Origin of the sequence: Sphingobacterium sp. xlx-96, from assembly GCF_011007365.1 — a bacterium.
GTDB classification, from domain to species: Bacteria; Bacteroidota; Bacteroidia; order Sphingobacteriales; family Sphingobacteriaceae; genus Sphingobacterium; species Sphingobacterium luzhongxinii.
In genome coordinates, this window is record NZ_WFKM01000001.1 from 228,502 (window position 1) to 251,529 (window position 23,028).

General features: G+C 38.4%; 25 protein-coding genes and 1 pseudogene. 12 read left to right on the forward strand and 14 right to left on the reverse strand.

The features are described 5' to 3' along the window. Positions 1-41: 41 nt before the first annotated feature. The 4 genes and pseudogenes from G7B20_RS19650 to G7B20_RS01065 form a co-directional block, all read right to left on the reverse strand. Positions 42-636 (reverse strand): annotated as a pseudogene (locus G7B20_RS19650) (transposase). A gap of 195 nt (positions 637-831) precedes the next feature. After that, a complete protein-coding gene (locus G7B20_RS01055; protein WP_164108183.1) occupies positions 832-1,434 on the reverse strand; it encodes a hypothetical protein in 603 nt (200 codons plus the stop codon). Continuing rightward, the gene (locus G7B20_RS01060; RefSeq protein WP_164108184.1) at positions 1,434-2,756 is read right to left on the reverse strand and encodes a hypothetical protein; all 1,323 of its coding nucleotides are present in this window, start codon (positions 2,754-2,756) and stop codon (positions 1,434-1,436) included. The genes G7B20_RS01055 and G7B20_RS01060 overlap by 1 nt, the downstream gene beginning before the upstream one ends. Before the next feature lie 262 nt (positions 2,757-3,018). After that, positions 3,019-3,738 (reverse strand): DDE-type integrase/transposase/recombinase, encoded by a 720-nt coding sequence (locus G7B20_RS01065; RefSeq protein WP_164108185.1) that lies wholly within the window; start codon positions 3,736-3,738, stop codon positions 3,019-3,021. A gap of 623 nt (positions 3,739-4,361) precedes the next feature. On the opposite strand from G7B20_RS01065, the gene G7B20_RS01070 reads away from it, so the two are divergent. The 4 genes from G7B20_RS01070 (at position 4,362) to G7B20_RS01085 (ending at position 6,021) form a co-directional block, all read left to right on the forward strand. Further along, a complete protein-coding gene (locus G7B20_RS01070; RefSeq protein ID WP_164108186.1) occupies positions 4,362-4,787 on the forward strand; it encodes an OmpA family protein in 426 nt (141 codons plus the stop codon). Positions 4,788-4,872: 85 nt separating this feature from the next. Beyond that, entirely contained in the window at positions 4,873-5,178 is a 306-nt protein-coding gene (locus G7B20_RS01075) for a hypothetical protein (protein ID WP_164108187.1), read from the forward strand. Between the two features lie 276 nt (positions 5,179-5,454). Then, entirely contained in the window at positions 5,455-5,793 is a 339-nt protein-coding gene (locus G7B20_RS01080) for a hypothetical protein (RefSeq protein WP_164108188.1), read from the forward strand. A 36-nt stretch (positions 5,794-5,829) separates the two neighbouring features. Continuing rightward, on the forward strand, positions 5,830-6,021 hold the full coding sequence (locus G7B20_RS01085) for a hypothetical protein (protein WP_164108189.1): 192 nt from the start codon (positions 5,830-5,832) through the stop codon (positions 6,019-6,021). A 217-nt stretch (positions 6,022-6,238) separates the two neighbouring features. Here G7B20_RS01085 and pgl read toward each other — a convergent pair whose 3' ends face one another. Genes pgl through gndA form a run of 3 tightly spaced genes read right to left on the reverse strand, consistent with a single transcriptional unit; the run spans position 6,239 to position 9,950 of the window. Beyond that, a complete protein-coding gene (gene pgl / locus G7B20_RS01090; protein WP_164108190.1) occupies positions 6,239-6,973 on the reverse strand; it encodes a 6-phosphogluconolactonase in 735 nt (244 codons plus the stop codon). A gap of 32 nt (positions 6,974-7,005) precedes the next feature. Continuing rightward, positions 7,006-8,517 carry a glucose-6-phosphate dehydrogenase gene (zwf, locus tag G7B20_RS01095; RefSeq protein WP_164108191.1) on the reverse strand — a complete coding sequence of 504 codons (1,512 nt, stop codon included), beginning with the start codon at positions 8,515-8,517 and terminating at the stop codon, positions 7,006-7,008. A gap of 29 nt (positions 8,518-8,546) precedes the next feature. After that, the gene (gndA, locus tag G7B20_RS01100) at positions 8,547-9,950 is read right to left on the reverse strand and encodes an NADP-dependent phosphogluconate dehydrogenase (protein ID WP_164108192.1); all 1,404 of its coding nucleotides are present in this window, start codon (positions 9,948-9,950) and stop codon (positions 8,547-8,549) included. 472 nt (positions 9,951-10,422) lie between these two features. Here gndA and G7B20_RS01105 point away from each other — a divergent pair, with 472 nt between their 5' ends. After that, complete coding sequence (locus tag G7B20_RS01105) at positions 10,423-11,397, forward strand: YeiH family protein (RefSeq protein WP_205600161.1); 975 nt, start codon at positions 10,423-10,425, stop codon at positions 11,395-11,397. A 44-nt stretch (positions 11,398-11,441) separates the two neighbouring features. Further along, positions 11,442-11,699: a VOC family protein gene (locus G7B20_RS01110; protein WP_240452768.1), complete on the forward strand. Its 258-nt coding sequence runs from the start codon at positions 11,442-11,444 to the stop codon at positions 11,697-11,699. Positions 11,700-11,815: 116 nt separating this feature from the next. Here G7B20_RS01110 and G7B20_RS01115 read toward each other — a convergent pair whose 3' ends face one another. From G7B20_RS01115 to G7B20_RS01130, 4 genes are all read right to left on the reverse strand, one after another. After that, positions 11,816-12,847: a threonine aldolase family protein gene (locus G7B20_RS01115; RefSeq protein ID WP_164108193.1), complete on the reverse strand. Its 1,032-nt coding sequence runs from the start codon at positions 12,845-12,847 to the stop codon at positions 11,816-11,818. 78 nt (positions 12,848-12,925) lie between these two features. After that, complete coding sequence (locus G7B20_RS01120) at positions 12,926-13,456, reverse strand: hypothetical protein (protein ID WP_164108194.1); 531 nt, start codon at positions 13,454-13,456, stop codon at positions 12,926-12,928. Between the two features lie 146 nt (positions 13,457-13,602). Next, on the reverse strand, positions 13,603-14,214 hold the full coding sequence (locus G7B20_RS01125; protein ID WP_164108195.1) for a GNAT family N-acetyltransferase: 612 nt from the start codon (positions 14,212-14,214) through the stop codon (positions 13,603-13,605). Between the two features lie 186 nt (positions 14,215-14,400). Continuing rightward, entirely contained in the window at positions 14,401-14,613 is a 213-nt protein-coding gene (locus G7B20_RS01130; protein WP_164108196.1) for a hypothetical protein, read from the reverse strand. A gap of 212 nt (positions 14,614-14,825) precedes the next feature. On the opposite strand from G7B20_RS01130, the gene G7B20_RS19550 reads away from it, so the two are divergent. Together G7B20_RS19550 and G7B20_RS19555 are read left to right on the forward strand one after the other, a co-directional pair. Next, positions 14,826-15,293 carry a metallophosphoesterase family protein gene (locus tag G7B20_RS19550; RefSeq protein WP_262886551.1) on the forward strand — a complete coding sequence of 156 codons (468 nt, stop codon included), beginning with the start codon at positions 14,826-14,828 and terminating at the stop codon, positions 15,291-15,293. 11 nt (positions 15,294-15,304) lie between these two features. Then, positions 15,305-15,559 carry a metallophosphoesterase family protein gene (locus G7B20_RS19555; RefSeq protein ID WP_262886550.1) on the forward strand — a complete coding sequence of 85 codons (255 nt, stop codon included), beginning with the start codon at positions 15,305-15,307 and terminating at the stop codon, positions 15,557-15,559. Here G7B20_RS19555 and G7B20_RS01140 read toward each other — a convergent pair. After that, positions 15,554-15,748 carry a hypothetical protein gene (locus G7B20_RS01140; protein WP_164108197.1) on the reverse strand — a complete coding sequence of 65 codons (195 nt, stop codon included), beginning with the start codon at positions 15,746-15,748 and terminating at the stop codon, positions 15,554-15,556. The genes G7B20_RS19555 and G7B20_RS01140 overlap by 6 nt on opposite strands. 403 nt (positions 15,749-16,151) lie before the next feature. On the opposite strand from G7B20_RS01140, the gene G7B20_RS01145 reads away from it, so the two are divergent. Then, positions 16,152-16,685 carry a hypothetical protein gene (locus tag G7B20_RS01145; protein ID WP_164108198.1) on the forward strand — a complete coding sequence of 178 codons (534 nt, stop codon included), beginning with the start codon at positions 16,152-16,154 and terminating at the stop codon, positions 16,683-16,685. A gap of 74 nt (positions 16,686-16,759) precedes the next feature. On the opposite strand, the gene G7B20_RS01150 is transcribed toward G7B20_RS01145, so the two are convergent. After that, positions 16,760-18,094 (reverse strand): GH1 family beta-glucosidase, encoded by a 1,335-nt coding sequence (locus G7B20_RS01150; RefSeq protein WP_164108199.1) that lies wholly within the window; start codon positions 18,092-18,094, stop codon positions 16,760-16,762. Between the two features lie 227 nt (positions 18,095-18,321). Next, positions 18,322-19,068, reverse strand: a complete 747-nt coding sequence (locus tag G7B20_RS01155) for a DeoR/GlpR family DNA-binding transcription regulator (RefSeq protein WP_164108200.1) — start codon at positions 19,066-19,068, stop codon at positions 18,322-18,324. Positions 19,069-19,220: 152 nt separating this feature from the next. Between G7B20_RS01155 and G7B20_RS01160 the strand changes: the two genes are divergently transcribed. From G7B20_RS01160 to G7B20_RS19655, 3 genes are all read left to right on the forward strand, one after another. Next, complete coding sequence (locus tag G7B20_RS01160; protein ID WP_164108201.1) at positions 19,221-19,751, forward strand: 5' nucleotidase, NT5C type; 531 nt, start codon at positions 19,221-19,223, stop codon at positions 19,749-19,751. Positions 19,752-20,022: 271 nt separating this feature from the next. Then, positions 20,023-22,215: a WG repeat-containing protein gene (locus tag G7B20_RS01165; RefSeq protein WP_164108202.1), complete on the forward strand. Its 2,193-nt coding sequence runs from the start codon at positions 20,023-20,025 to the stop codon at positions 22,213-22,215. A 338-nt stretch (positions 22,216-22,553) separates the two neighbouring features. Then, the gene (locus tag G7B20_RS19655; protein WP_240452767.1) at positions 22,554-22,991 is read left to right on the forward strand and encodes an STAS domain-containing protein; all 438 of its coding nucleotides are present in this window, start codon (positions 22,554-22,556) and stop codon (positions 22,989-22,991) included. Positions 22,992-23,028: the final 37 nt, after the last annotated feature.

Here is a 23,028-nt window from a genome sequence, read left to right on the forward strand (position 1 = left end):
GAGAACCCAGGATCATACCGAAAGTTTGGGGGGTATCTTTATTAAGCATACAATTTCATTACACGATATAGGAAAAAGGTAGTATCTCTTACACCTCGAAAGATACTCCTGAACGCCTTAAGTTTTGCATTGAAGGACTCTGTGGACGCGTTTGTACTTCTATTGTCGAAGTATGGATCTTGCTACACTCTCGAACGATAGTATTCTTGAGCTCCCCACTTGATTGTGCCACAGCCCAAGTTTTGTAAACGCTATTTTCTTATCCTTGCACTTGTTGAAGATATCTCCCAATGCAATTCCCAGGTCGTAGGCTTTCTTTAGTTTTGGAAAGCGGATTAACAGAAGTTCCGCGAGCTGTCTTTGACTTTCTGTCCATCGACCAGGATGTTTACTCTCTTTTTGCATTTCCTGATTTCTCCGGTCTCTACAAAGTCTGATAAGGCATTTATACCACGAAGAAGGTCTCTTTTGCTCCGGGGAAGTGTGTGTTGCTTTGCGTACCCGCGTATGAGATAACTTCTTTCTAGTGATACAGAAGTAAAAATTGGAAATTGCCGAAATCAAATATGCTATCGAACAAATCGTCAAGAAACAAAAAGGTCTCGACCAAAATATCGAATAGCTATTTGAATACATCGACCGCCTGCAGGCGGAGGAAGAGAAGACGAAGCAGAACTCAAAAGGTGAGATCGGATTTAAGGTCGGAGGAAAATAAGGGTGTATACCTCTAGGTGATAAGGAGGGATGTCAGTAATAATCTAATGTAAAATGAAAAAAGCTTTAACTAACACATTAAAGAGAAGATAGAATCACTTTTTAAACGATAAAAAGTCATAAATAAGTTATTTTATCAAATTCAAGCTTTCCTTGTTTTACTTGAGCTAGCTCCTTAGCTCTAAAAGCAGCAATATGTTGGACATAGTTTGTACTGGCCAACTGTCTTTCTACTTCGCTTTCCCCAAATGCTTCATAATTCTTTTCTGCTATAACTCTTTTTTTTAGTTCATTTTCAATGTTTTCAATGTTTTTCTTCGGGAAAACAGAAAAAAGGTTCATAATATGTGTTCCGAAATATACTTCTACCGGTCTAAGATTTTTAGAACTAAAATACAAGCGAACAAAAATAGTCTGTTTAGGATCTAGTTTTTCATCATCTATATTTTCAGGAATATTCGCTATTAAAATAGATGCAACCATCTCTTTATAAGTTGTTTTTAGGATATTCGGATCATAACTATAATCTTTATCATTCTCGAAAAGTTTATTTGAACGTTTACCAATGATTTTAAAATCTTGTCTTAGCTTTTTTTTAAGTGCCTCCAACTCTTTATCCTCCGATTTCTTATTTTTTGTATTTAGGGGGTTGTAAAAATATTTGTAATCAGCACATGAAGTGCATAGGATAATAAGTAAGAGAAGTTGAAGAATTTTCATTATTGATAACAATTAGTGTTTTCTAAAAAGTGCTGTATAGTAGCGGGAATAATATTTAGATTATTATATGGTAAAGAGGGCACCATCGCCTCCGGATTATATATTGATTTATATTGTCTAAACTCTTCTTTGTATTTTTTATACTGACTATTCGATGCAACGGTAGGATCAGCAAAAAAATTATTAGCATTAAATAAATTTCTATTACCATTGTTGTCGGTAGTTAATCCATTTAAAAATCCCCTATATTCTTCGGATTTAGACGCCGTGGGAATCTCAGAACCAATTCGTCCAACTAAATCTATAAATAAGTGAGTTTCAAACTCTATTTCTACTTTACCGTTAGATGCCGTATATTGATTTATTCCATTCGGGTAAATCTTATCCTGACACGCATGAAAGAGCTCGTGAAAAATGATTTGTCTATTAATCACGTAAATATTCTTAAACTGCAGGGATTTGGACCCCGCATTATAAGTCCCTCCACCTATATTGCTATTAATACATAAACTTATCTTTCCGTTACTGCTAGCCCTGCTAGCTAAAAATTGGAGCATTTTTTCTGTAAAACAATCAAAGGGGGGTCTACTTACTAATTCTTGGACTTCTGAAATGAACTTATTATGATTTTCTGAGCCAACTTCCATATCAGGGCAGGGATCAAAGATATCGTTAATATATCCAACTATCTGCGGACTTGGTGTAGGGGGCGTCGGAGTACCGTCCCCAGGTGTAGGGTTTTCTGGATTTGATACTTCAACACAAACCTCATTACAACTTTGCCCTATTACTTTAGTAACGCAGGATTCTCCTCCTTCTGAGTGCTCAGGTACAGAAGTACAGACTTGACCATATATCGGTGTACAGACGGTAGTACATTGTTGATAAGTACCGGTTGAACTTGAGCTTGTTATCAAATCCGATGACTTTACATTTGCTAAAGCCATTTTATTATTTTTACTTGATCTAGATAATGAATATCGAGCAATCATCCTAACATTCATATAATATTCTAGGCCTATCACCTCCCCGTTAAGTTTCTTATATTCAATATAACCAACAAAAGCCTTGTCAAGAGTGTTTAGTGTCATTCTTTCGCCTGTTTTATAGTAATTTAAATCTTCTATACAACCTGCTTCTGGAATATAAGTTATGATAAGAGTATTTATATCGGTCTTAACTTCACTTTTTTCCTTCTCAAAGTAAATTAAATTACTATAAGAGTAAGCAACTCGAAGTTCTTTGGTTTGATCTGTATCTTCAACAAACCTTTTTACAATGTTGTATAAGTTTATATTATTATTAGTAGTCAGATAAGGCACTTCAATACTTCTAAATTATTTAAGGTATATGTATTTTTCCTATTCCAATCAACTTCCCCTGTTGCCGCAAAATAAAGATCGTTAACTGTATGTCTTGAAACAAATCAGGACAAACTGTTAAGGCGTGTTTCTTATTTATAAATCTATTAATTTTTGTTTTAGATATTGTGCTTATCTGTTACTAATGGCGATTTTTTTCAATCGTTCTCTCTGTTTTAATATCAGTTCTCCACGACCATAATATACGTCAGCAGGAGTTAGGTTATTTAAGGCCTCGTGATAACGTTCCAAACTCTTGGAGGGCTTCTTTTAGCTCTTCTGGTGAATAGTAATTGTTCAATTTGACCACATTTTTCATTGTTCTGTTGTATCTTTCAATTTTTACCTGGGTCTGTGGATGAGCGGGGCTGCCATGGATCTGCTTCATTTCCAGTTCTTCGGTCAGATACCTGCCAAGATCCTTAGAGATATAGCACGATCCATTATCTGACAATAATTTAGGCTTAACCTTTGTCTTTAACTTCGCCTTTTCAATCGCTGTGTCTACATTGCGTATCACGTCCTCATGTTTCATTGATGGACAGAGCTCCCAATGTACAATGTAGGGGCTGTAGTCGTCCAATATGGTGCTTAAATAATAATCTCCCCAGCCTTTTATCCTGAAATAGGTAAAATCTGTCTGCCACATTTCATGTACAATACTGGTCTTACCCTTGAATTCATCGGATGCACTGATCAAAATATGGTATGGAGCGCTTATCAGTCCCTTGTTTTTAAGGATTCTGTAGACAGAGGATTCAGAAATAAAAATCTGATGTTCGTCTGTAATGTGACGAGCCAACTCAAGTGCCGATAAATCAACCTTATCCAGGGCAACCTCGACAACGAATTCTTTAATCTGCTCGGCTGTAATGATTCTGCGGGTACTACGACGTACATCCTTGATAAAATTCTCCGGGATTGTTTTTTTCGGTCTTCCCATCCTGAATAAAGTTAATGTTTTTTAGGAAAACACTCTCTTAGTTTTTAATAAATTATGTCCAAATTATGCTGACGATTTACAGTCCCGGTGAAAAAATTCTTTTTTACGATGATTTCGCGCAGGATGCCATCGGCGATTTCCCGGTACGCTGGAACACCAATGGAGGCAGTGAAATCGTTACGCTTAAAAACCAGTAGGGAAAATGGCTGAAAGTACCAGATAATTCGACCAGCTTCCTAGAATTAGATGGAAAGCTGCTGCAAAAATTTACCATAGAATTTGATTTACTTTATCCCGTATCGGGAGAAAGACCACCTGTTACGTTTGGGTTTTCGGAAGTGGTCAATCCTGCAAAAAACACGATCCAACACAAAAGTGTTTTTTACTTTCTAATTCCACCATCCGTGAAGGAGTTCGTCGGTTATTCCACCAGTTTATATTCGGGACGGGGAACGACTCAGGAATGTGCAGTTAATAAAATGGCAGGTAATAAAATTAGGGTGAGTATTGACGTAAACGGAAATCGTCTTCGCTTGTATTTGAATGATCAGAAGATGTTTGATCTGCCAAAGTGATTTGACAATAGCAGCTATCGCAACAACTTTTATTTTAGGGCATCACCTTTGATACCGAAACCCACAGATGCTTTTTACATAAGCAACCTTCGTATTGCTGAAGCAGGAATGGATGCCAGAAGTACGCTATTGAAAGAAGGGAAATACGTTACCTCGGGAATTTACTTTGCTACGGCTTCGGCAAGGATAGAGCCTGAATCGCACGGTGTATTTAAGGAAATAGCCGATATGAAGAAGAACAATTCTGTGAAAATTGAAATTATAGGACATACGGATAATCTAGGGAACGCTGTTGCTAACCAAAAGCTTTCGGAACAACGTGCCATAGCGGTAAAAACGTATCTGAACGAGACTTTTAATATCGACAGGAACAGGATATCGACGTCGGGAAAAGGAGCCATTGAGCTGGCTGTAAGCAATGCGACTGCCGAGGGAGAAGCTCAAAATCGACGGGTGGAATTTCTAACCTTGTGAATGCAACATACACAACAGTTTAACTTAAAAAACGTCAATTACGCGATATTTCATAGTAGCCTACTTTCTATTGCTTATTCAATCCATGTACGCACAGGAAAAAAAGAAAGTAGAGGTTTTTGAACAGCCTGAGAAAGCGAAACCTTTTGAACCAGACGATAAGATCTGTTTTGATTACAAAGTTAGCTTTAAAGGGAACTTTATCGGAAGAGATGCAACTGTATGTTTTTTAATCAATACAGAAATAGGTGCAATCTTGGGTTTTGGCTTTGATATCTATGGGAAGTCCGGTTACAATTATGATCTTAACAGCCCCAATTTTAATGCTTCTCTGCAGACACTTAAAGGAAATCTGTACTATTATTACAATGGTAGTGAGAAAATTCCGTGAAAAAATGGAATTGGTCGGATCAAGTATCATGTACGAACCTCCAATACGGAGCCGGGAAGTAACGGAAGAATTCTTACTGGAAAGAAATTTCTATATAAGGATGAATGTCGGGAGTTTGCAGGTGGCGAGTTTAAGGGAAGAAAATATGTAGCGGATGATGGCTTTGCAATCTACCTACTTGATAACGATAATTTTCCGGAAACTTTTGAGTCTTTTCAATTTCTAGACGCCTATGGAATCGGGTTTCTTGAAATATCGAAGGGCAATTTCCTCATTTTGGGTTATGATGCAGACGGTAAAATTGGATCGGAAACGGTTTCTTTCCAGAAAGTAGCTGGGAGCAAATGTTTTCATGCGACACAGTTTAGAAAAGATGAGCACACCACGATGATCACTTATCTTGAAGAGAATGAAACCGAATCAGATGAAATCCAGAAGAGGATCAGTAAAGCTAAAAGGGTTGCTGAAACAAGTAAAAGCGATTGTGCGTCTTTAAAGTTGAAATTTCATGATGAAGAAAAGCGGCAAAACGATCAGCAGAAAGAGCAAATGCAATATTTGAAAAACGAAAAGGTAGATTATCAGAAAAAGCAGGATAAGCAGGCTTCTTTCTGAAAATACGAGGCATATGCTACGTTTAAAAAGCTCCGGATGGAAGCAGCATACAAGCTCTGTGAATTGCAGGAGTCGATCAGGAAGGATGCTTATAAAAATGATGCAGAAAAAGCTAAGGCATTCGAGAAAAAAAGCTGTCTTGAAGGTAAAGTCATCGATCTCGAAAAGTTAGAAGCAAAATGGGAGACAGCAAAAGCCGGTTATCGAAATAATAATGCAAGTCTCTAGGAAGAACAGCGAAGGATAATGCAGGAGACTATTGAGGTCATGAAAAAATACAAATGTGGTTAAATATGAAATATCCATGTAGCATAACTGCACAAACACGAATGAAAATAGTTTGGATCCGCCAGCTGGCGGATGACAATTAAAAGTCAAATTATTTACATATGAAAATGGTCCCAAAACTATGAGTTATGGGACCATCTGTGCTATAAAAAATCGTTTAATTCGAAGATGTAATTTTCAATCTACTCGCAGCGGCTTTATCAGTCAAAAATACCAGTGTCCCATTGATCGGAGCCAATAGTTGCGACGGGTATTCCTGTGGATTGCGTTCACCCTCTAATACCTCATACAAAGCATCGGTTTTCTTCTTACCGAATGTAAGTACGGCAATATTCTTGGCTTTATTAATGAGCGGTGCGGTTAAGGTGATACGATACATACTTTGAGGTTCTAGATAATAGGCATCTACCCACTTTTTGTCTTCATTAAGCACATCTGTGTGCGGAAATAAGGAGGCAGTGTGACCATCGTCTCCCATACCCAATAAGATGAGATCAAAAACTCCATCTTCACCCACAATAGCTTTTATTTCTGCCTCGTATTGTACAGCATGCTCCTCCGGTGATAATGTCTCAGAATACATCTTGTAGATATGATCCTTTGGGATTGGCACATAATTTAAGAGGGTGTCAAAAGCCATCTTGGTGTTGCTACGCTCATCGTCAAATGGTACCCAACGCTCATCACCCCAAAATACGAAAACCTTTTGCCAATCTATCATCGCTTGATATTCCGAGGAGGCAAGTATTTTATGAAGAGCTATAGGAGATGAACCTCCAGTAAGTGCTACTGTAAATTTATCTTTTTCAGCTATAGCCTGTTTTGCGGTTGCAATGAATAATGTAGCAGCGGCTTCAATAAGTTGTTGTGTATTGTCAAATATCTGTATCAATTCTTCAAACTTTTAATATACGACTAGTGAAACTAAGAATTTTTATGGTGTGCGTTTACAGCCCATACATGACCGTTTTGAGCAACCAAGGCTTCTGCATTTTCAGGCCCCCAAGTGCCTGATGCATAGTTCGGAAAGTCAAGGGTATTTCTACTTTCCCATGCTTCCTGTATCGGTGTGATCACATCCCAAGCCTCTTCGACCTGATCCGAACGCATGAATAATGTCGCATCACCATTAAGAGCATCAAGCAGTAATGTCTCGTAGGCCTCTGGCGATTGGGTCGAACACGTATCGTAATCGAAAACCATCTCCGAAGGGTTCAATGCCATGGTCAAGCCTGGACGCTTGGTCATAAAGCGTAAACGGATATCCATCTGAGGTTGAATATTGATAGTTAGTTTGTTTGGCATCAAATTATCAACCTGACCATTGGAGAAGGTCGAGTGAGGAACAGGCTTAAATTGTATGGTGATCGAAGAGTGTTTCTCCTGCATACGTTTTCCCGTACGTAAGTAGAAAGGTACACCTTGCCAACGCCAATTATCCAAAAAGAACTTGACAGCAACAAAAGTTTCCGTGTTTGATTTTGGGTTTACACCTTCTTCATCCCGGTATCCTGGTACTTTTTTACCTTGTAACCAACCTTCGCCATACTGGCCTCTTACCGCATAACGTTGTACCTCCTCTGGTTTGATACGTCGTATCGCTCTTAATACATCAACTTTACGGTTACGTATCTCTTCAGATTTGAATGAAGCAGGAGCTTCCATAGCCACCATACATAATATCTGCAAGAGGTGGTTTTGAACCATATCTTTAAGTGCTCCCGCACTTTCGTAAAACCCGCCACGATTTTCTACACCAACTTGCTCAGCAACAGTTATCTGAACGGAATCAATAAAGTTTCTATTCCATAGGGGTTCAAATAATGCATTTCCAAATCGGAAAGCTAGGATATTCTGTACTGTTTCCTTACCTAAGTAATGATCTATTCTATAGATCTGTTTCTCCTGAAAGGTCTGCCTCAATAATTTATTCAAGGCAACTGCCGTCTCTTTATCGTTTCCGAATGGCTTTTCGATGACGATACGATCCTTATCAGGTAGGCTAGCTAGACCGGATTCATTGATATGTAGTGTCGCGGCTTCAATATAGCGAGGAGCGACTGATAGATAAAATAATCTATTTGCCCGTTCGCCCCACAATTCATCTAAAGCATCCAATTGGGCAGCTAAATCTTTGTAGGAATTGATATCTTCGATATTTGATTGAAAATAGGAAATATTAGGATTGAATGTTTCCCACTTTTGTTGCTCCGGTGCTCCAGTTCTTGAAAACTCGGTCAACCCTTCTTGCAGATGCTGCCTGTAAGATGCATTGTCAAGTTCCGTCCGACCTAATCCGATAATTGCGAATTTTTCAGGCATCCAATCGTCCAAAAACAAATTGTAAAAAGCAGGTATCAATTTACGCTTCGCCAAATCTCCCGTTCCTCCGAAAATAACAATAATGGAAGGTCTGGCTTTTTTACTAGTTTTCATTGTAATATTAAAAAGGTAATCAATTTATCTTAGTCCCATTGCGTATGAAACGAACCTTCACGATCGATACGTTCATACGTATGTGCGCCAAAGTAATCCCGTTGAGCTTGTATAATATTTGTAGGCATACGCTCCGAACGGTACGAATCGAAATAAGCCAAAGCATTCATATACGCTGCAAATGGAATACCGCAGTCTACCGCATATTTAACAATGTCCCTTGCGTTTGCTTGTTTCGAAGATACGTTTTGCGCTATAGTGTCATCCAGAAGAATGTTTCGTAAAGAAGGATTGCGATCATAGGCCTGTCTAAAGTCTTCTAAAGCTGCAGCACGGATAATACATCCTCCGCGCCATATTTTCGCAACCTGTTCTAAGTTCAATCCGTAGCTATAGGTTTCTGAAGCGATAGTAAGTTGAGCCAGTCCCTGTGCATAGGTATTTAACATGGCAAAATAGAAAGCATCTTTTAATTGCTCGATAACTAGATTTTCGTCTATGCTTTTTCCGGTTGCCGTCCAATTTAATTTTTTCGCTGCTTGTATACGTTCAGGTTTTAATTTTGACATATCACGCATAGTGACAGCGGCATCGATCACTGGTATCGGAGCCTGTAGATCCATAGCATTTTGTGATGTCCATTTACCGGTACCTTTGGATTTGGCCCAGTCCGAAATCACATTAACTAAACGCTGACCATCTTCATCAAATTTGTTCAGGATCTCTCCGGTAATTTCAACTAAGAAGGACTGTAATTCGGTACTATTCCAATCTGCGAATGTTTGTTGGATTTTAGCATCACTGATACCCAAGCCCCGCTTCATAAGATCATAAGTCTCTGCAATTAATTGCATGATACCATACTCGATCCCATTATGAACCATTTTGACATAGTTTCCAGCAGAACCATTCCCTAAGTAAGCAACACAAGGTTCACCATTTACTTTGGCCGTTACTGCTTCGAAAATTGGGCGTAAACGCTCGTAGGCATTTTTGTCCCCTCCTGGCATTAAGCTAGGACCGAAACGTGCACCCTTCTCACCTCCTGATATACCCATTCCGAAGAAGTGTATGTTCTTTTGAGATAACTCTAAGAAACGACGATCTGTGTCTGGAAAATAAGAGTTACCGCCATCGATGATAATATCACCCTTTTCAAGATGAGGAAGTAGACTTGCTATTGCACCATCAACAGGTTTGCCAGCGGGAACCAAAAGCATGATTGCCCGAGGTCTGCGGATCAACTGCGTGAATTCCTCTACCTGAGTTGTTGCTTTTACGCGTTGGTTGTCATTAATTTCTTCTTGTAAGGATTGTACTTTAGCAGAGTCTAGGTCCAGTCCTGCTACGGCAAATTTGTTGTCGGCCATGTTTAGAAGGAGATTTCTTCCCATAACACCTAGACCGACTATACCAAAATCATATAATTCCATAAAATTTTTATCTGTTGATGCAGATTTTTATCGTTTCGATCGTACTAACTTAATGAGAGAGAATTTGCATCAGATAGCTCCCTCTAATTAATCATCAAAGATATAAATCTTTTCGTTGAAAATACCTGTTTTTTACTCCTTTCGAGGTCGGGGGATCGACTATAATGTTTTTGTTTCTTGAGGCAGAAATCATTTCTGTATACCTTTCCTGAATCAACATCGTGTTTTGTTATAACTAAACGTTATACCCTATGGGATTTTATCGTTTTCTTTTCAGCTGTATAGCCCTGTACTTTGTATAAAAATAGTTGCTATATGAAATATCCATGTAGCAGAACTGCACAAACACCAATGACCGCGGAGCAGTATGCACACCAACAGTAATAAATTCGTGTATAATGTAATTACTTCGTGAGCTCGTTATACTCGGTTTGGATATTCCATATGGCCGTTTTAAAAAAAATATATACTAATGAATAATCGCATGTTTTTCCGAAAGGATATATTTAAGAAGAGTCTATCTGTTCACGAGCTTATTTTTGTCAGTTTAGGCTTTTTGTGTTTATCGCCGCTAATATCGCCGCCAATAGCATTATTGATCGGAATTCTTACAGCGCAATGGCTGGGCAATCCATTTCCAGATTTTACACACAAACTTACCCATATTTTATTACAGGTATCTGTCGTAGGACTGGGGTTTGGTATGGACGTAGAGTCGGCAATTCATGCCAGCAAAAGTGGTTTTATTTTAACGGTTATTTCCTTGTTCGCCATACTGTTTCTAGGTTATTTTATAGGTCGGTTGTTACGTATAGATAGGAAAATAGCTTTTTTGATTACCGTAGGGACAGCAATATGCGGGGGGAGTGCTATTGCTGCAATGTCTCCCGTGATAAAGGCCAAGGAAGGACAGATTAGTGTAGCATTGGCTACTATTTTTATTTTAAATTCCATTGCGTTATTTGTTTTCCCTATAGTTGGACATTTCTTTAACCTTTCACAAGAACAGTTTGGTCTTTGGAGTGCAGTGGCTATTCAGGATACCAGTTCTGTTGTCGGTGCAGCGAGCAAATATGGCGAGGAGGCGCTGCAGATTGCTACCTCAGTCAAGTTGACACGTGCACTGTGGATCATACCTGTTACATTTTTTAGCGCTTTGGTTTTTAAAAGCAAGGGAAACCGTATACAGGTCCCTTACTTTATCGGCCTCTTTGTATTAGCTATTATTGGCAATACTTATGTCGCTCCTCTACACAAGATCGCTCCTTATATCGTGTACATGTCCAAAAGTGGACTTACAGCAGTATTGTTTTTAATCGGAGCTGGGCTTTCTGCCAAAGTGATAAAGTCTGTAGGTCCTAAACCATTTATTTTGGGACTTGTACTATGGGGACTGATAGCTATACCATCCTTGTTATTTATCCTTTGTTTTTTTGCTAAATGTTAGATGTAGATATTGTATATTTATATACTCTTTTACATGTACAAAAAATGTCAGTAACAAATCCTGTAGTATTTTTCGAAATACCGATAAAGGATTTAGATCGTGTCGAATCTTTCTATTCCAATGTCTTTGGTTTTATCTTTGAAAGGGAGCTGATAGATGATTATGAGATGGCATTATTTCCTTTTACAGACTCGAAGGGAGGAGTATCAGGTTCTTTGGCTAAAGGACATGTATCTGTACCGAGTAAAAACCGGGCTATCCTCTATTTTAAGACGAAAGATATTGATGATAGGGATTCGTAAAGCAGAGGAACAGGGGCAAGTGTATTGTATACCAAGACGGCCAAAGATAAATACGGTTTCTTCGTTGCCGAAATTGAAGATTCAGAAGGAAACAGAATTGCTTTGCATCAAGAGTTTTAACGTCTAATGGATCTTAGATCTGAAATAAATTCATCAACTACCTTTTCTGGGGTAGCCCAAGAAGTTATCAAACGTACGGCGGAATGTTGATCATCGACTCTCTTCCATTCAAAAAATAGGTATTTCTTAAGTAGTTCATCAATAATGTGTCTAGGTAGAATTGGGAAGATCTGATTTGTCGTCGAAGGGGTCAAAAAAATGAATTCTTCTTCTGTCGCGGCCTTTACGATTTTCATCGCCATTTTGTTAGCATGATCTGCCAATTCAAAGTAAAGCCCCTCCCGAAATAATTCGAGAAACTGAATACCTAATATTCTTCCTTTTGCCAATAAGGCACCCTTTTGTTTTAATGCGTAGTCAAAATCAGGATAGAGCATAGGATCATTGAAGATTACCGCCTCACCCAATAAAGCCCCGTTTTTCGTTGCTCCGATGTAGAATACATCGGTCAATCGACTGATGTCAACCATTGTTAGGTCATTATCTGATGCCATGAGTGCATTTCCTATCCGTGCACCATCTAGGAATAAGAGAAGTCCCTCTTGTCGGCAATAGCGTGATAATGTCTCTAATTCATCTTTATAATATATTGTTCCGATCTCTGTCGAATTGGAAATATAAACTACTCTTGGTTTAACAACATGCGGTCTTAAGGTATGGTTTTCTATGATAACTTTGATATCAGTTGGTTTAAGCTTGCCATCCTCTGTTGTTACTGTAATAACTCGGTGTCCAGTAGCCTCGATAGCTCCAGCTTCATGAGCAAAAATATGTCCCGATAGTGCGCTGATGACTGCTTCATGAGATTTCAACAGACAAGATAATACCAACAGATTCGTCTGTGTACCTCCAGATAAGAAATAAACTTCAGCATTGGGATTTTCAATCTCTTTTTTAAGAATTTCTTTAGCTTCTAAACTAAATGCATCGTCTCCATAGCCCAGTTGTTGTACAAGGTTGGTTGAGGCAAGTTTATTTAAAATATTTGGGTGCGTTCCTTCTGAATAGTCGTTCTTAAAGTTATACATGTTAGAATTCGCTTTGACCGGATAAGCACAAATATAGAAAGATAGCTTTACAGTTGTCTAGTCCAGAATAGAAATAAACTAGGATATCGTTAAGAATCTTTTATAGTGATCCCAATATGCTTCTGGAAGGGTAGAGGTCGTTTTTAACCAAAATTGTTCTCTGATTTTAGTTTTTGATTCCTGATCTTTATTTTCAAAATTACCTTTTAATAATAGATACAGTTCAAAAAAAAGTTGTAAAAACTGTTGGTCTGTTTTTGCACATTTCAGGTTGATACAATCACCATATACATAATATATAACAACTTCTCCTGACGGGATATGATACCCCAAACGATCACCTATAGTATCCCAACCGAAGAATATATAATCTCCATATACTTCAGGTTCTGGATCAAAAGTGATATCAAAAATGTTTAACCTGGAGACATCGAAATTGTAAATAAGATTTAATATTTCATTTCCATAGTCTTTGTAGTTAGTTTTTAAATCTGAAATTTGAGCATCACTTAAAATGTTATTTAATAATTCGGTCTCAAATTTGTCTTGCAGATTTGAAATTTGAGGCTGGTTTGCTCTGATGTTAAGCACAAATTCTTTTGCCGTCATAGTTGTAAGTTAATCTTTGTGTCTAATCTTTTGTATCTCTTATAATTTTCCCCAATACAAAAGTGACGCTTTATTTTAAATAAAATTTACGGGAATCCGTATTTCGTTCTGTTGAAATTGAAACAATGTGATTTCATGCGGTTGATCTATGTTAATTTCAAGAATAACTTGTTTTCAGCGTGATCGTACCATTCAGCTCGTAGCGAACTGAAAACAGCACTGTCCCTCCGGGTATGATCTGCTCTGTACATATTGCTTCGGAGCAAACCTTCAAAGGTGCAGCCTAGACTCAATAGGGCTTGTATACTACGTTTGTTTTCATTATCGGCTTTAAATTGTATGCGTTCCATGTGGAGTGTATCAAAAGCAAATTTTAACAATAGATATTTAGCATGTTTGTTCAGACCTGTTCCCTGAAATTTCTTACCGTACCAAGTATAGCCGATGGAGCATACCTTTTGGTTTAGATCTATTTCATACAATCGGGTAGAACCCGCTGTTTCTCTTTGTTGTTTGTCAAAAACGATAAACGCATGTTCTTTACCCTCTTTCTTCTTTTGCAAGGTATTAGCGATGTAAGTAGCCATTTTTTGCTTGCTTGTAGGTTGCTCCAATGAGAATTTCCAGATTTCAGGCTCGTGATCTGAAAACTGAGCCAGATCATCCAAGTGGATCTCGGAAAGTGTATGTAAGGCAATCCTTTCATTTTCGAGGATATATCTTTCTTGCAAAGATTGGTCTTTGGGCTCTGTCTTCATGTCTTTCTGCTACTAATGTTATATTATTCCTTTTTTAAGTCTTTGAGTAGGACGCGGCCAAAATAGAAGATAAGGATCGCTCCAAGTGCTAGACATACGGTCAGGATGATCCTATCATAGTTCTCTTTTTTCGTAGGTGTATTTTTAGAGAGTTCCTCCACTTTGTCTAGCTTGGCAAGAGGTAAGTCAGATGATAGATTGAGGGCGATTGGTATCTCTTGTGATAAAAACTCTGGTAATGGAGGAGGAGTCGGTACGATTTTTTCTATCAGATTCTCTTCCCTGATTAACGGTACTCGGTCTGGCTAGGCCTTCTCTCAATCCCTTGATTTCTTCTTTCTGCCTATTTAGTAAGTATACCATAACGGTAAATCCAAGTACAATCAATAATATTTCCATAAACTAGGGTTTCGTTTCAGCTTTCGTGCTAAAATCGTACCAAGGTGCAAAAACTTATGAATGACTTTTTACTTGCCAAATAATTTTCAAAAGAACCCTTTTCCCTCTTTTCCGAGATGCCAAGAGATAATTGTTCCACAGATTAGATTAAAAGCACTTCTCTGCAGAAAGATGATTTGATATCTTTGTTTTTTCATAAATAAGCAAATTTGGTGAAATCAATACAAGTAGCAGTAATTAGTGATATCCATGGTAATCTTACAGCGTTAGAACATGTTCTAACCGATATTTGTCAAAAAGGGATACCGCAAATATATTGTTTAGGTGATTTGGTAGACTTTGCACCTTGGGGCAATGAAGTGATTTTTCTACTTAAACAGAGGGAGATCCCTTGCTTACTGGGCAATCACGATGAGCTTATTGCTTTTGATTATCCGGTGGTACCTTTGACACATCATGATGCGGTAGAGACGGCAAATCGTGATATTGCGATTGCATTCTCCAAACGGACTATTTCTCGGGAAAATAAGTTATGGCTTTCAAACCTTCCTTTTGAGCTTTCTCTGACATTTAAAATAGACGGTATATTCAAGCGTGTTTTATTAGTGCATGCAACCCCAGCAGTAATGAAGAATACCTATTTGAAGAAGATGATAAAGGAGCTATATTATCGGAATTAGCAAGGAGAGGCATGGACGTCCTCGTCATGGGGCATACCCATCATTCCTACATACAGAAATTCCCTGAAGCTCTTTTGGTCAATTGTGGGTCGGTAGGTCGTAGTAAGGAAGCGGATAGGAAAGCGACATACACCATTTTGACTATTTCTGCTGATGGCATAATCGCTGAAATTCACAAAGTGGAATATCCGAAACACGCTGTAGCAAATGCTATCTACAATAGTGAGATTCCTGATTTCTATGTCAATTTCTTATTGAAATCATGATTTTCTATCACAGATCTCCTTTTTGAGTTTCATGTAATGATCTTTGTCATCGTCTTCTCCCAAGAGGAATCCCCATGGTTTTAATTCTAAGATACGGTCAAAGACAATTTTACAGATCTCAAGGATGGGAATGGCCAAGAACATTCCTGATATTCCCCATAGTAACTCTCCGAAAAAGATAGCCATCATAGCTACCATGGAGTTTACCTGAACTTTAGAACACTCCTAAATTCGGGGAGAGGTCATAATACTGCTTAACGTACAGGCTAATTTGATGTAAAAAGGGAGAGTTAAGAATTTCGTCATATCCACAATTTGATTTTAGAGAACAAATATCAAACCAATAAAGTCTGAAATAAAAATCAGAAAATAATATGGAATTACAAATCAAAGACTCTTGATCATTTGCTGAAAATATATTTTCGTAAATTAGAGGAATAGATTGTTAATGAACAAACATGATGATTACAAGTAGAAGGAAATATGGAACAGTTTTCGTTAAAACGTATGTCTTCAGAACAATGGGAAGATTATCAATTTGTGTATATATACTGGATTTGGTTAATTTGTATTCTTAAATTTTTATATATCTATGAAGCAGTTCCGTTTTATTATTTTTTTATTAGCTAGTTTATTTTTTATTGCTTGTCAATCTACCAGTCCAGATAAATTTTTTGGACAAGTGGTACTCAACACAAATCTGATTGCCGATTTTGATCCGGCAACTTTTGGCAAACGTCTTCAACAAGAGACGGTCGAATTCCCTGATATCCCATCTAGTAAGAAGAATGGAGATGAAGCACAACAGATTGTCAATCTGAAAGTCCTAACGGTAGAGAAGGCCATCAAAGACATCAAGGGGTTAACGGTATCGGATGATGACGCAAAGGCTTTGCAAGAGCAATCTATTCAATTATTTGAAGCGGTACTTCCCGTTTATAAAAATGAATACGCAGCTTACGCGAAGCTTTGCGATACCAAGGGGACGGATGAAGAAAAACAACAAATTATTGAAACAATTGAAAAGGAATACTTGCCTAAAGTAGAAGGTTTGTTCGAGAATGTTTATGGTTTAGGAAAGAAATATGCCGATAAGCATCAATTGAATGTTAAATGGGGGTATTAGAAAATAAAAACTTCGTTTGATTGAATATAAAGCCACTAAAGAGCATACTTTAGTGGCTTTGTTTCGCTAATTATTTAGCGGAGAAAGTTTCCGTACCAATGTCCGGATGCTTTGATAATACGTTGCTGCGTTTTAAAATCAACATGTACCAGTCCAAATCGGGGATGATATCCTTCGGCCCATTCAAAGTTGTCTAAGAAAGTCCAGACAAAATAGCCTTTAATATTTACACCTTCATTTTTCGCGCGGAATACCTGTTCGATAACATCTTTTAGGTATTGTGTCCTTTGTAAATCATCGACACGGCCATCTTCAACTAGATCCTTAAATGCCGCCCCATTTTCGGTGATAATAAGCGGAGGAATATTAGGGTAAGCATCAAATTTCTTAAGTATATGATACATCGATTCAGGATAGATTTCCCAGTTCATAGCCGTTGTTTCAACCTTTCGTTTTTTTGCACTTACAATCTTAGCACGTAAGAAGGGAACAAATAGCGAATGCCGTATCACCTCTCGGGTGTAATTCTGTACACCAATAAAGTCCATATCAAATTTTAAATCCGTATCGTCGCCCTGTTTCATATAGCGTTCGATTCGATTTAAGACCTTGATCTCTTGAGTAGGGTATCCCATTCCCAATAGAGGCTCAATGAAATAGCGATTGAGCAGTACATCTGCTTTTCTCGCGGCAATGATGTCTCTTTCCTTCGTAGAGTAAGGTTCGACATGGGAGCAGGAGAAGGTCGTGCCGACATAACTTTCTTTTTGCAGTGATTTGATGATTCTGCCTCCGTGGGCTTGAGCCAATGCTGCATGATGCGCCGCAGCTAGAAAGTTGTTCAAGCCTTTTCTACCAGGTGCGTGTACTCCAAAAAAATAACCCGCAGCTGTAAATACAGTAGGCTCATTGAGGACTATCCAGTTTTTTACACGATCGCCAAAATACTTGACACAGAGAGCCACATACTCGCCAAACCAATCTTTTACATCTCGGTTTGTCCAGCCACCCTTTTCTTCGAGTGTATGGGGGAGGTCCCAGTGATATAGTGTAACCCAAGGAGTGATTCCCAAGCTTAGCGAATAATTGATAAGTCTATTGTAAAAATCGATACCAGCCTGATTTACGTTTCCTATCCCATCGGGTTGTATTCTGCTCCAAGCAATAGAAAATCTATAGTTAGGAATATGCATACTCCGCATCAGTTTCAGGTCATCTTCATACCGATAGTAGAAATCGCAAGCGATATTGCCATGCTGATTATGTACAATTTTATTTTTCTTTTGGACAAAAATATCCCAGATAGAGGGACCTTTTGCATCATGGTCATGCGCTCCTTCTATTTGATAAGCTGCGGTAGAAACACCCCAAATAAAATTCTTACCAAAAGTGTTTTTAGTTATTAACATCTATTTCAATTTGTTCGATTAGCTTCTGTGTGACCGAAGTGGCGAATAAAATGAGCTGAACCGGGCTAAAAATAGACGATAGACAACGTTCTGAAAAAAGTAGATTATTGTTTTCATGGCCATGTAAATTTATTAATCCTGTTTTGGAATAATGTTTACATAAATCTACTGGTTTTCTGTTAATTGTATATTATGTAAAGATTAAGATTATGCGAAGAAATCAGAAACTATAGAATTTCTATTCCCAGTTTTGCCAGTGCTTTAGTTCCTGGCGTACCTTTTGAATTCTCCGTTATTAAGGTGTGCATACAGTCTGTCTGGGCTACAAAATAGGGGGATTCACTATTTATTTTGTCCGAAGTACATAACCCCACGGTTTTGATGCTGTGACTCATCATCGCTAGCTTTATTTCTGCGTCTTCCAGGTCCTTGCAGGAAACGTTATCTGGGGCAATGCTGCATATTCCTAAAAAGTAGATATCCACTTTAAATTTAGCAATACCTTGCAGTGTCTCGTTGCCGTAGGTTGCAAACGAAGTTTTATTGAGCTTTCCGCCTAAAAAAATAAGCTCCGCAGTAGGATGATCTTCAATAGCATTAGCGACGGGAAAACTATTGGTGATGATTGTTACTTTTAAGTCTAGAGGTAGAATTTTAGCTAATTCTAAAACAGATGTTCCGCCGTCAAAGAATAGCACTTGTCCACTTTTGATGAGTGATACTGCTTTCTGTGCGATAATTTTCTTTTGATCGATATCGGTATTCTCCCGATCCCGATAATGATGGGGAATACGGGATACAGATACTGCCCCACCACGAACGGCACGTAGTAAGCCTTTGTTGTCAAGTTCTTTGATATCTCGTCTTATTGTATCCTCTGAAACAGCTAGTTTTTTAGATAGCGATTGAAAGGAAGACGAGCCATTGGTAACGGTCTCTTTAACAATAATATTATGACGATCCTCTTTTAACATAAGGCAAACCTACATAAATTCAATATTGTACGCAATATAATCGCGCGGTAATGTAAAATTGATAAGATTTATTGTTTCTATATATTGCTGTTATTTGCAATGTTTTGCTTTGTATTTCTAAGTTTTGCTATATTTGATTAAAATTATAAGATATGCATAATAGAAAAACAATAGCGTTGAATATGGATGGGGTCTTGGCCGACAATCTGGATCATTATCTCAATTATTATCACCAAGAGACAGGTATACAGCTTACTGAAGCGGATGTATTAGGATTACCTGAAGGAGAATGTGTGCCCGATAAAACAGCGGTGAGACGTTACATTGGCTCCGAAGGTTTTTTTAGAACACTTCCTGTAGCAAAGGACGCACAAGAGGTCGTGAAAGAACTACACGATAGATACGATGTTTTTGTGGTATCGGCAGCGATGGAGTTTCCGTGGAGCCTTCGGGAAAAAAGAGACTGGTTAGCTGAGTATTTTCCATTTATCTCTTGGCATAATATTGTCTTCTGTGGACATAAGCATATTATCAATACCGACTATCTAATCGATGATCATGTTAAGAATTTGCTTACTTTTAAAGGAAAAGGTTTAATGTTTAATAGTTTTCACAATATCAATGAACATCGGTTTGAACGTCTGCAGGATTGGAAGGACGTACATCGGTATTTCCTAAGATAGTTTTGCCGCTTAGTCCGTTTTTTGACGTTTATCGGATCTTTTGATGGGAGGCTGGAGGGCTAGACCCATACTCAGGTAGGGGTGTTATAAACTATAGATATAACTGTATTCAGGGATTTTATAGTGACAAATAATAGCGATATTTGAGTATATTTTGTTGTATATGAAGTTTATGGTCTGCCTTTTTTTATTATTTCAGTTTAGCCTGAGTTACACTCAGGAATATCAAGTTGTAGAATCTATAGACTTTGGGGATTACCTTTCTCCCCTAATGAAAATTAAGAAATTAGGTAAAACTTATTATTACCATCCAGCTAGTGATTTTTGGATAGATGATGTCGAAGAGCATTCCGCAGGTTTGTTTGTTGTTGTTAAGGACGATAAATATGGTATGTTGAGAGAGGATGGAAAAGTACTGCTGCCCTGTGTATACGACCATATCAAGCTCGAGACACGTTATGAAGGACAATGGGAGGAAGGGATAGCTTATGACTATAAATTTGCGGTTTTGAAGCGTAAAGGTAGCGTTGGGGTAGCAGATGAACAAGGAACTATTATTGTTCTCTTTGATTATGAAGACGCTAAAGTCATCAATAAGGCAGTGATAGCGGTATCTCGAAAAGAAGTATGGGGCTGGGTTTCTGCGCGGACAGGACAATTATTACAAGAACCACAATTCGAGTATGTAACAAATTTCTATAATGATGATTTCGTAGAGATTAGGAACGGCGAACAGGCCGGATTGGCAAAAGCGACAGGTGATGTCATTATCCCTATAAAGTACGATGATTATATGCGTATACTTTACGATGGGGAGGAGGTCCGCTTTGAAGCGAATATTTCAACTTGTTCCTATGTCTTTGATACTACCGGGAATGTGCTGATCTCCGGTCATGAGCTCTATCGGGCTATCGAAGGGTCTAGTTTATTGGTGTTTAAAGAAAAGGATTATTTAGGCATTATAGATCCTGTGTCCAAAAAAGTGATTGTACCAGCTTCGTTGGAGTATATTGGCGGATTTAATCGTAATCTAGCGAGAGCAAAAAAGAAGGGGCAATACGGTGTGATTGGTGCACAAGGAGAGATAGTGCTTGATTTTGAATACGATGAAGTCAGCTTCTTAAAGGCTGATGGCAGATATACCGATGAATCTGTCCCAACAATTTCCTTGGGCGGGCGAAGGAGTGCTTACGATCGTGACCCCAAATGGAAAGCCCGTATGGACTACGAAAGCGAAGTTCATAAAATGCCTTATTTAATAGCAGCAATGAATGACGGACAGAAGGGGATTTATAACTGTGAGGGAAAATCTATTCTTCCTATGGGCAAGTATAGCGGTATAGATGCACATTATTATAATGGAAAGACGGTTTATCGAGTAGAAAATCAAGGTAAAATAGGAGTAGCTGATGAGCTTGGCGAGGAAATTCTTCCTCTGGATTATGTTGTTGAAAACTCCTATCAGTTTTCAAATAGGGGCGTAGAATACCAACCTCAGGTGCTTAAGCGGTATTTGGCTTTCTCTAAAGGAAAGCGGGAAGGAAGTTACCTTGAGCAAATCGGACTCTTCGATTTGGAGACGAAAAAGCTAATTATACCAATGGCTGAGCAGTATATCGATATACTAAATGAAGAGTGGATGCTAGTGCGTAAACGTTTGGAAAACTATGATAATGCCTTTTACAGTTATAATATAAAGCAAAATCGGATGGACACTTTATTACATCAAATAGCGGAATGTCATTTGGTAGATAATCGCTATTGGCTGCTCGAGATGAAGAATAAGGAGTATAAGCTCGTCGATTTACAAGGTAGACTGATCTATGAAAATCCAACATGGAGGACCGATGCGGGGTATAACTTACTTCGTTTTCCGACATACAATGATAAAAATCATGGCGGATTTTACAGCGGATTGAAGAAAATATATGGTGAAGACGGAAATCTGTTTATCAATGAACGCGGGGAAGAAAAACGATTCGAGGGCATAGAGCAGGTCGATGCATTCTATGAAGGAGTGGCATTGGCAGCTAAGCGTGATGTCGGGAGAGAAGGTGAAAGAACGAAATATAAATATGGGATGATTGATGTAGCAGGTCGCGTGGTACTGCCTTTTGAGTATGATAATGTGTATGCTACAGGGAGCGAAGATGGTATTTTGCAAATACAGAAGGGAATGCACTATGGCCTGGCACGTCGTGACGGTCATATCTTACTGGAATCTATTTTTGATTATGTAGAGCTGAGTGCCAGCTATCCGAATATTATGCTGGCACAGGATGGTAAGTCAGGCATGGCCGATAAAAACGGAAATAGGATTGTCACTGCTATTTATGATGACATCCGTAGAAATTATCACGGCAAAGACAAAACATGGCCCATTATCGTGAAAAAGAATGACTGGTATTATGTAATGGATAAAGATGGTAATAAAGCTTCGGTCAAAGCCAAAGAAAAAGAATAGACAATAAAAGGCGGTCTTTAGGACCACCTTTTATTGTCTATTCTGCACCGCCTCCCAACGAACGGTAGAAGGCATTTATACTATTTAGTTTTTTTCGGTGGAATGGGGGGGGCTATGGTAGCGCAAACTTTGGTCAATATCGGAGCAGGAGCCCGTACTCGTCTATCTGCTTTCATCGGTGCTATTCCCCATCATACTGGTGATATTAGTGGGAGTTCCATTTATTGAACAGATTCCTATGGCCGCATTGGTAGGAGTGATGATGATGATAGGTATTAAAACCTTTCAATGGGGCAACCTTCGGATGATAAACAAATTTCCGAAATAAGATATTTTTTGTGGGTGTTCTGGTATCTGCAATAACGGTAATCCTTCATAATCTAGCATTTGCTGTGCTGGTCGGTGTGGTTATATCAGCTTTGGTACTTGCTTGGGAGAATGCAAAACGGATTCGTGCACGTAAATACACCGATGAGCATGGGGTAAAACATTACGAAATAATGGGTCCTCTTTTTTTCGGTTCGACTACGGCTTTTTTGGAAAAGTTTGATGTGGCTGAAGATCCTAATGAAGTAATCATAGATTTCAAAGCGAGTAAAGAAGCAGATATGTCAGCGATAGATACATTGCATAAGCTGACCGAAAAATATAATCAACAGGGTAAAACGCTTCGATTACGTCACCTCATTGCTGACTGTCGTAAATTATTGAAAAATGCAGAGGGAGTGATCGAGGTCAATAGAATAGAAGACCCGACTTATGACGTGATGGTCTAGCAGTGAAAAGGAGGTTATGTTTTCGATAAAAGACAAA

Excerpts from the sequence above, each read along its gene's own strand:
- G7B20_RS01055 (WP_164108183.1), bottom strand. The coding sequence starts at position 1,434 with ATGAAAATTCTTCAACTTCTCTTACTTATTATCCTATGCACTTCATGT.
- G7B20_RS01065 (WP_164108185.1), bottom strand. The coding sequence starts at position 3,738 with ATGGGAAGACCGAAAAAAACAATCCCGGAGAATTTTATCAAGGATGTA.
- G7B20_RS01075 (WP_164108187.1), top strand. The coding sequence starts at position 4,873 with ATGTACGCACAGGAAAAAAAGAAAGTAGAGGTTTTTGAACAGCCTGAG.
- G7B20_RS01085 (WP_164108189.1), top strand. The coding sequence starts at position 5,830 with ATGGAAGCAGCATACAAGCTCTGTGAATTGCAGGAGTCGATCAGGAAG.
- zwf (WP_164108191.1), bottom strand. The coding sequence starts at position 8,517 with ATGAAAACTAGTAAAAAAGCCAGACCTTCCATTATTGTTATTTTCGGA.
- gndA (WP_164108192.1), bottom strand. The coding sequence starts at position 9,950 with ATGGAATTATATGATTTTGGTATAGTCGGTCTAGGTGTTATGGGAAGA.
- G7B20_RS01105 (WP_205600161.1), top strand. The coding sequence starts at position 10,423 with ATGAATAATCGCATGTTTTTCCGAAAGGATATATTTAAGAAGAGTCTA.
- G7B20_RS01110 (WP_240452768.1), top strand. The coding sequence starts at position 11,442 with ATGTCAGTAACAAATCCTGTAGTATTTTTCGAAATACCGATAAAGGAT.
- G7B20_RS01115 (WP_164108193.1), bottom strand. The coding sequence starts at position 12,847 with ATGTATAACTTTAAGAACGACTATTCAGAAGGAACGCACCCAAATATT.
- G7B20_RS01120 (WP_164108194.1), bottom strand. The coding sequence starts at position 13,456 with ATGACGGCAAAAGAATTTGTGCTTAACATCAGAGCAAACCAGCCTCAA.
- G7B20_RS01125 (WP_164108195.1), bottom strand. The coding sequence starts at position 14,214 with ATGAAGACAGAGCCCAAAGACCAATCTTTGCAAGAAAGATATATCCTC.
- G7B20_RS01130 (WP_164108196.1), bottom strand. The coding sequence starts at position 14,613 with ATGGAAATATTATTGATTGTACTTGGATTTACCGTTATGGTATACTTA.
- G7B20_RS19555 (WP_262886550.1), top strand. The coding sequence starts at position 15,305 with ATGGACGTCCTCGTCATGGGGCATACCCATCATTCCTACATACAGAAA.
- G7B20_RS01140 (WP_164108197.1), bottom strand. The coding sequence starts at position 15,748 with ATGATGGCTATCTTTTTCGGAGAGTTACTATGGGGAATATCAGGAATG.
- G7B20_RS01145 (WP_164108198.1), top strand. The coding sequence starts at position 16,152 with ATGAAGCAGTTCCGTTTTATTATTTTTTTATTAGCTAGTTTATTTTTT.
- G7B20_RS01150 (WP_164108199.1), bottom strand. The coding sequence starts at position 18,094 with ATGTTAATAACTAAAAACACTTTTGGTAAGAATTTTATTTGGGGTGTT.
- G7B20_RS01155 (WP_164108200.1), bottom strand. The coding sequence starts at position 19,068 with ATGTTAAAAGAGGATCGTCATAATATTATTGTTAAAGAGACCGTTACC.
- G7B20_RS01160 (WP_164108201.1), top strand. The coding sequence starts at position 19,221 with ATGCATAATAGAAAAACAATAGCGTTGAATATGGATGGGGTCTTGGCC.
- G7B20_RS01165 (WP_164108202.1), top strand. The coding sequence starts at position 20,023 with ATGAAAATTAAGAAATTAGGTAAAACTTATTATTACCATCCAGCTAGT.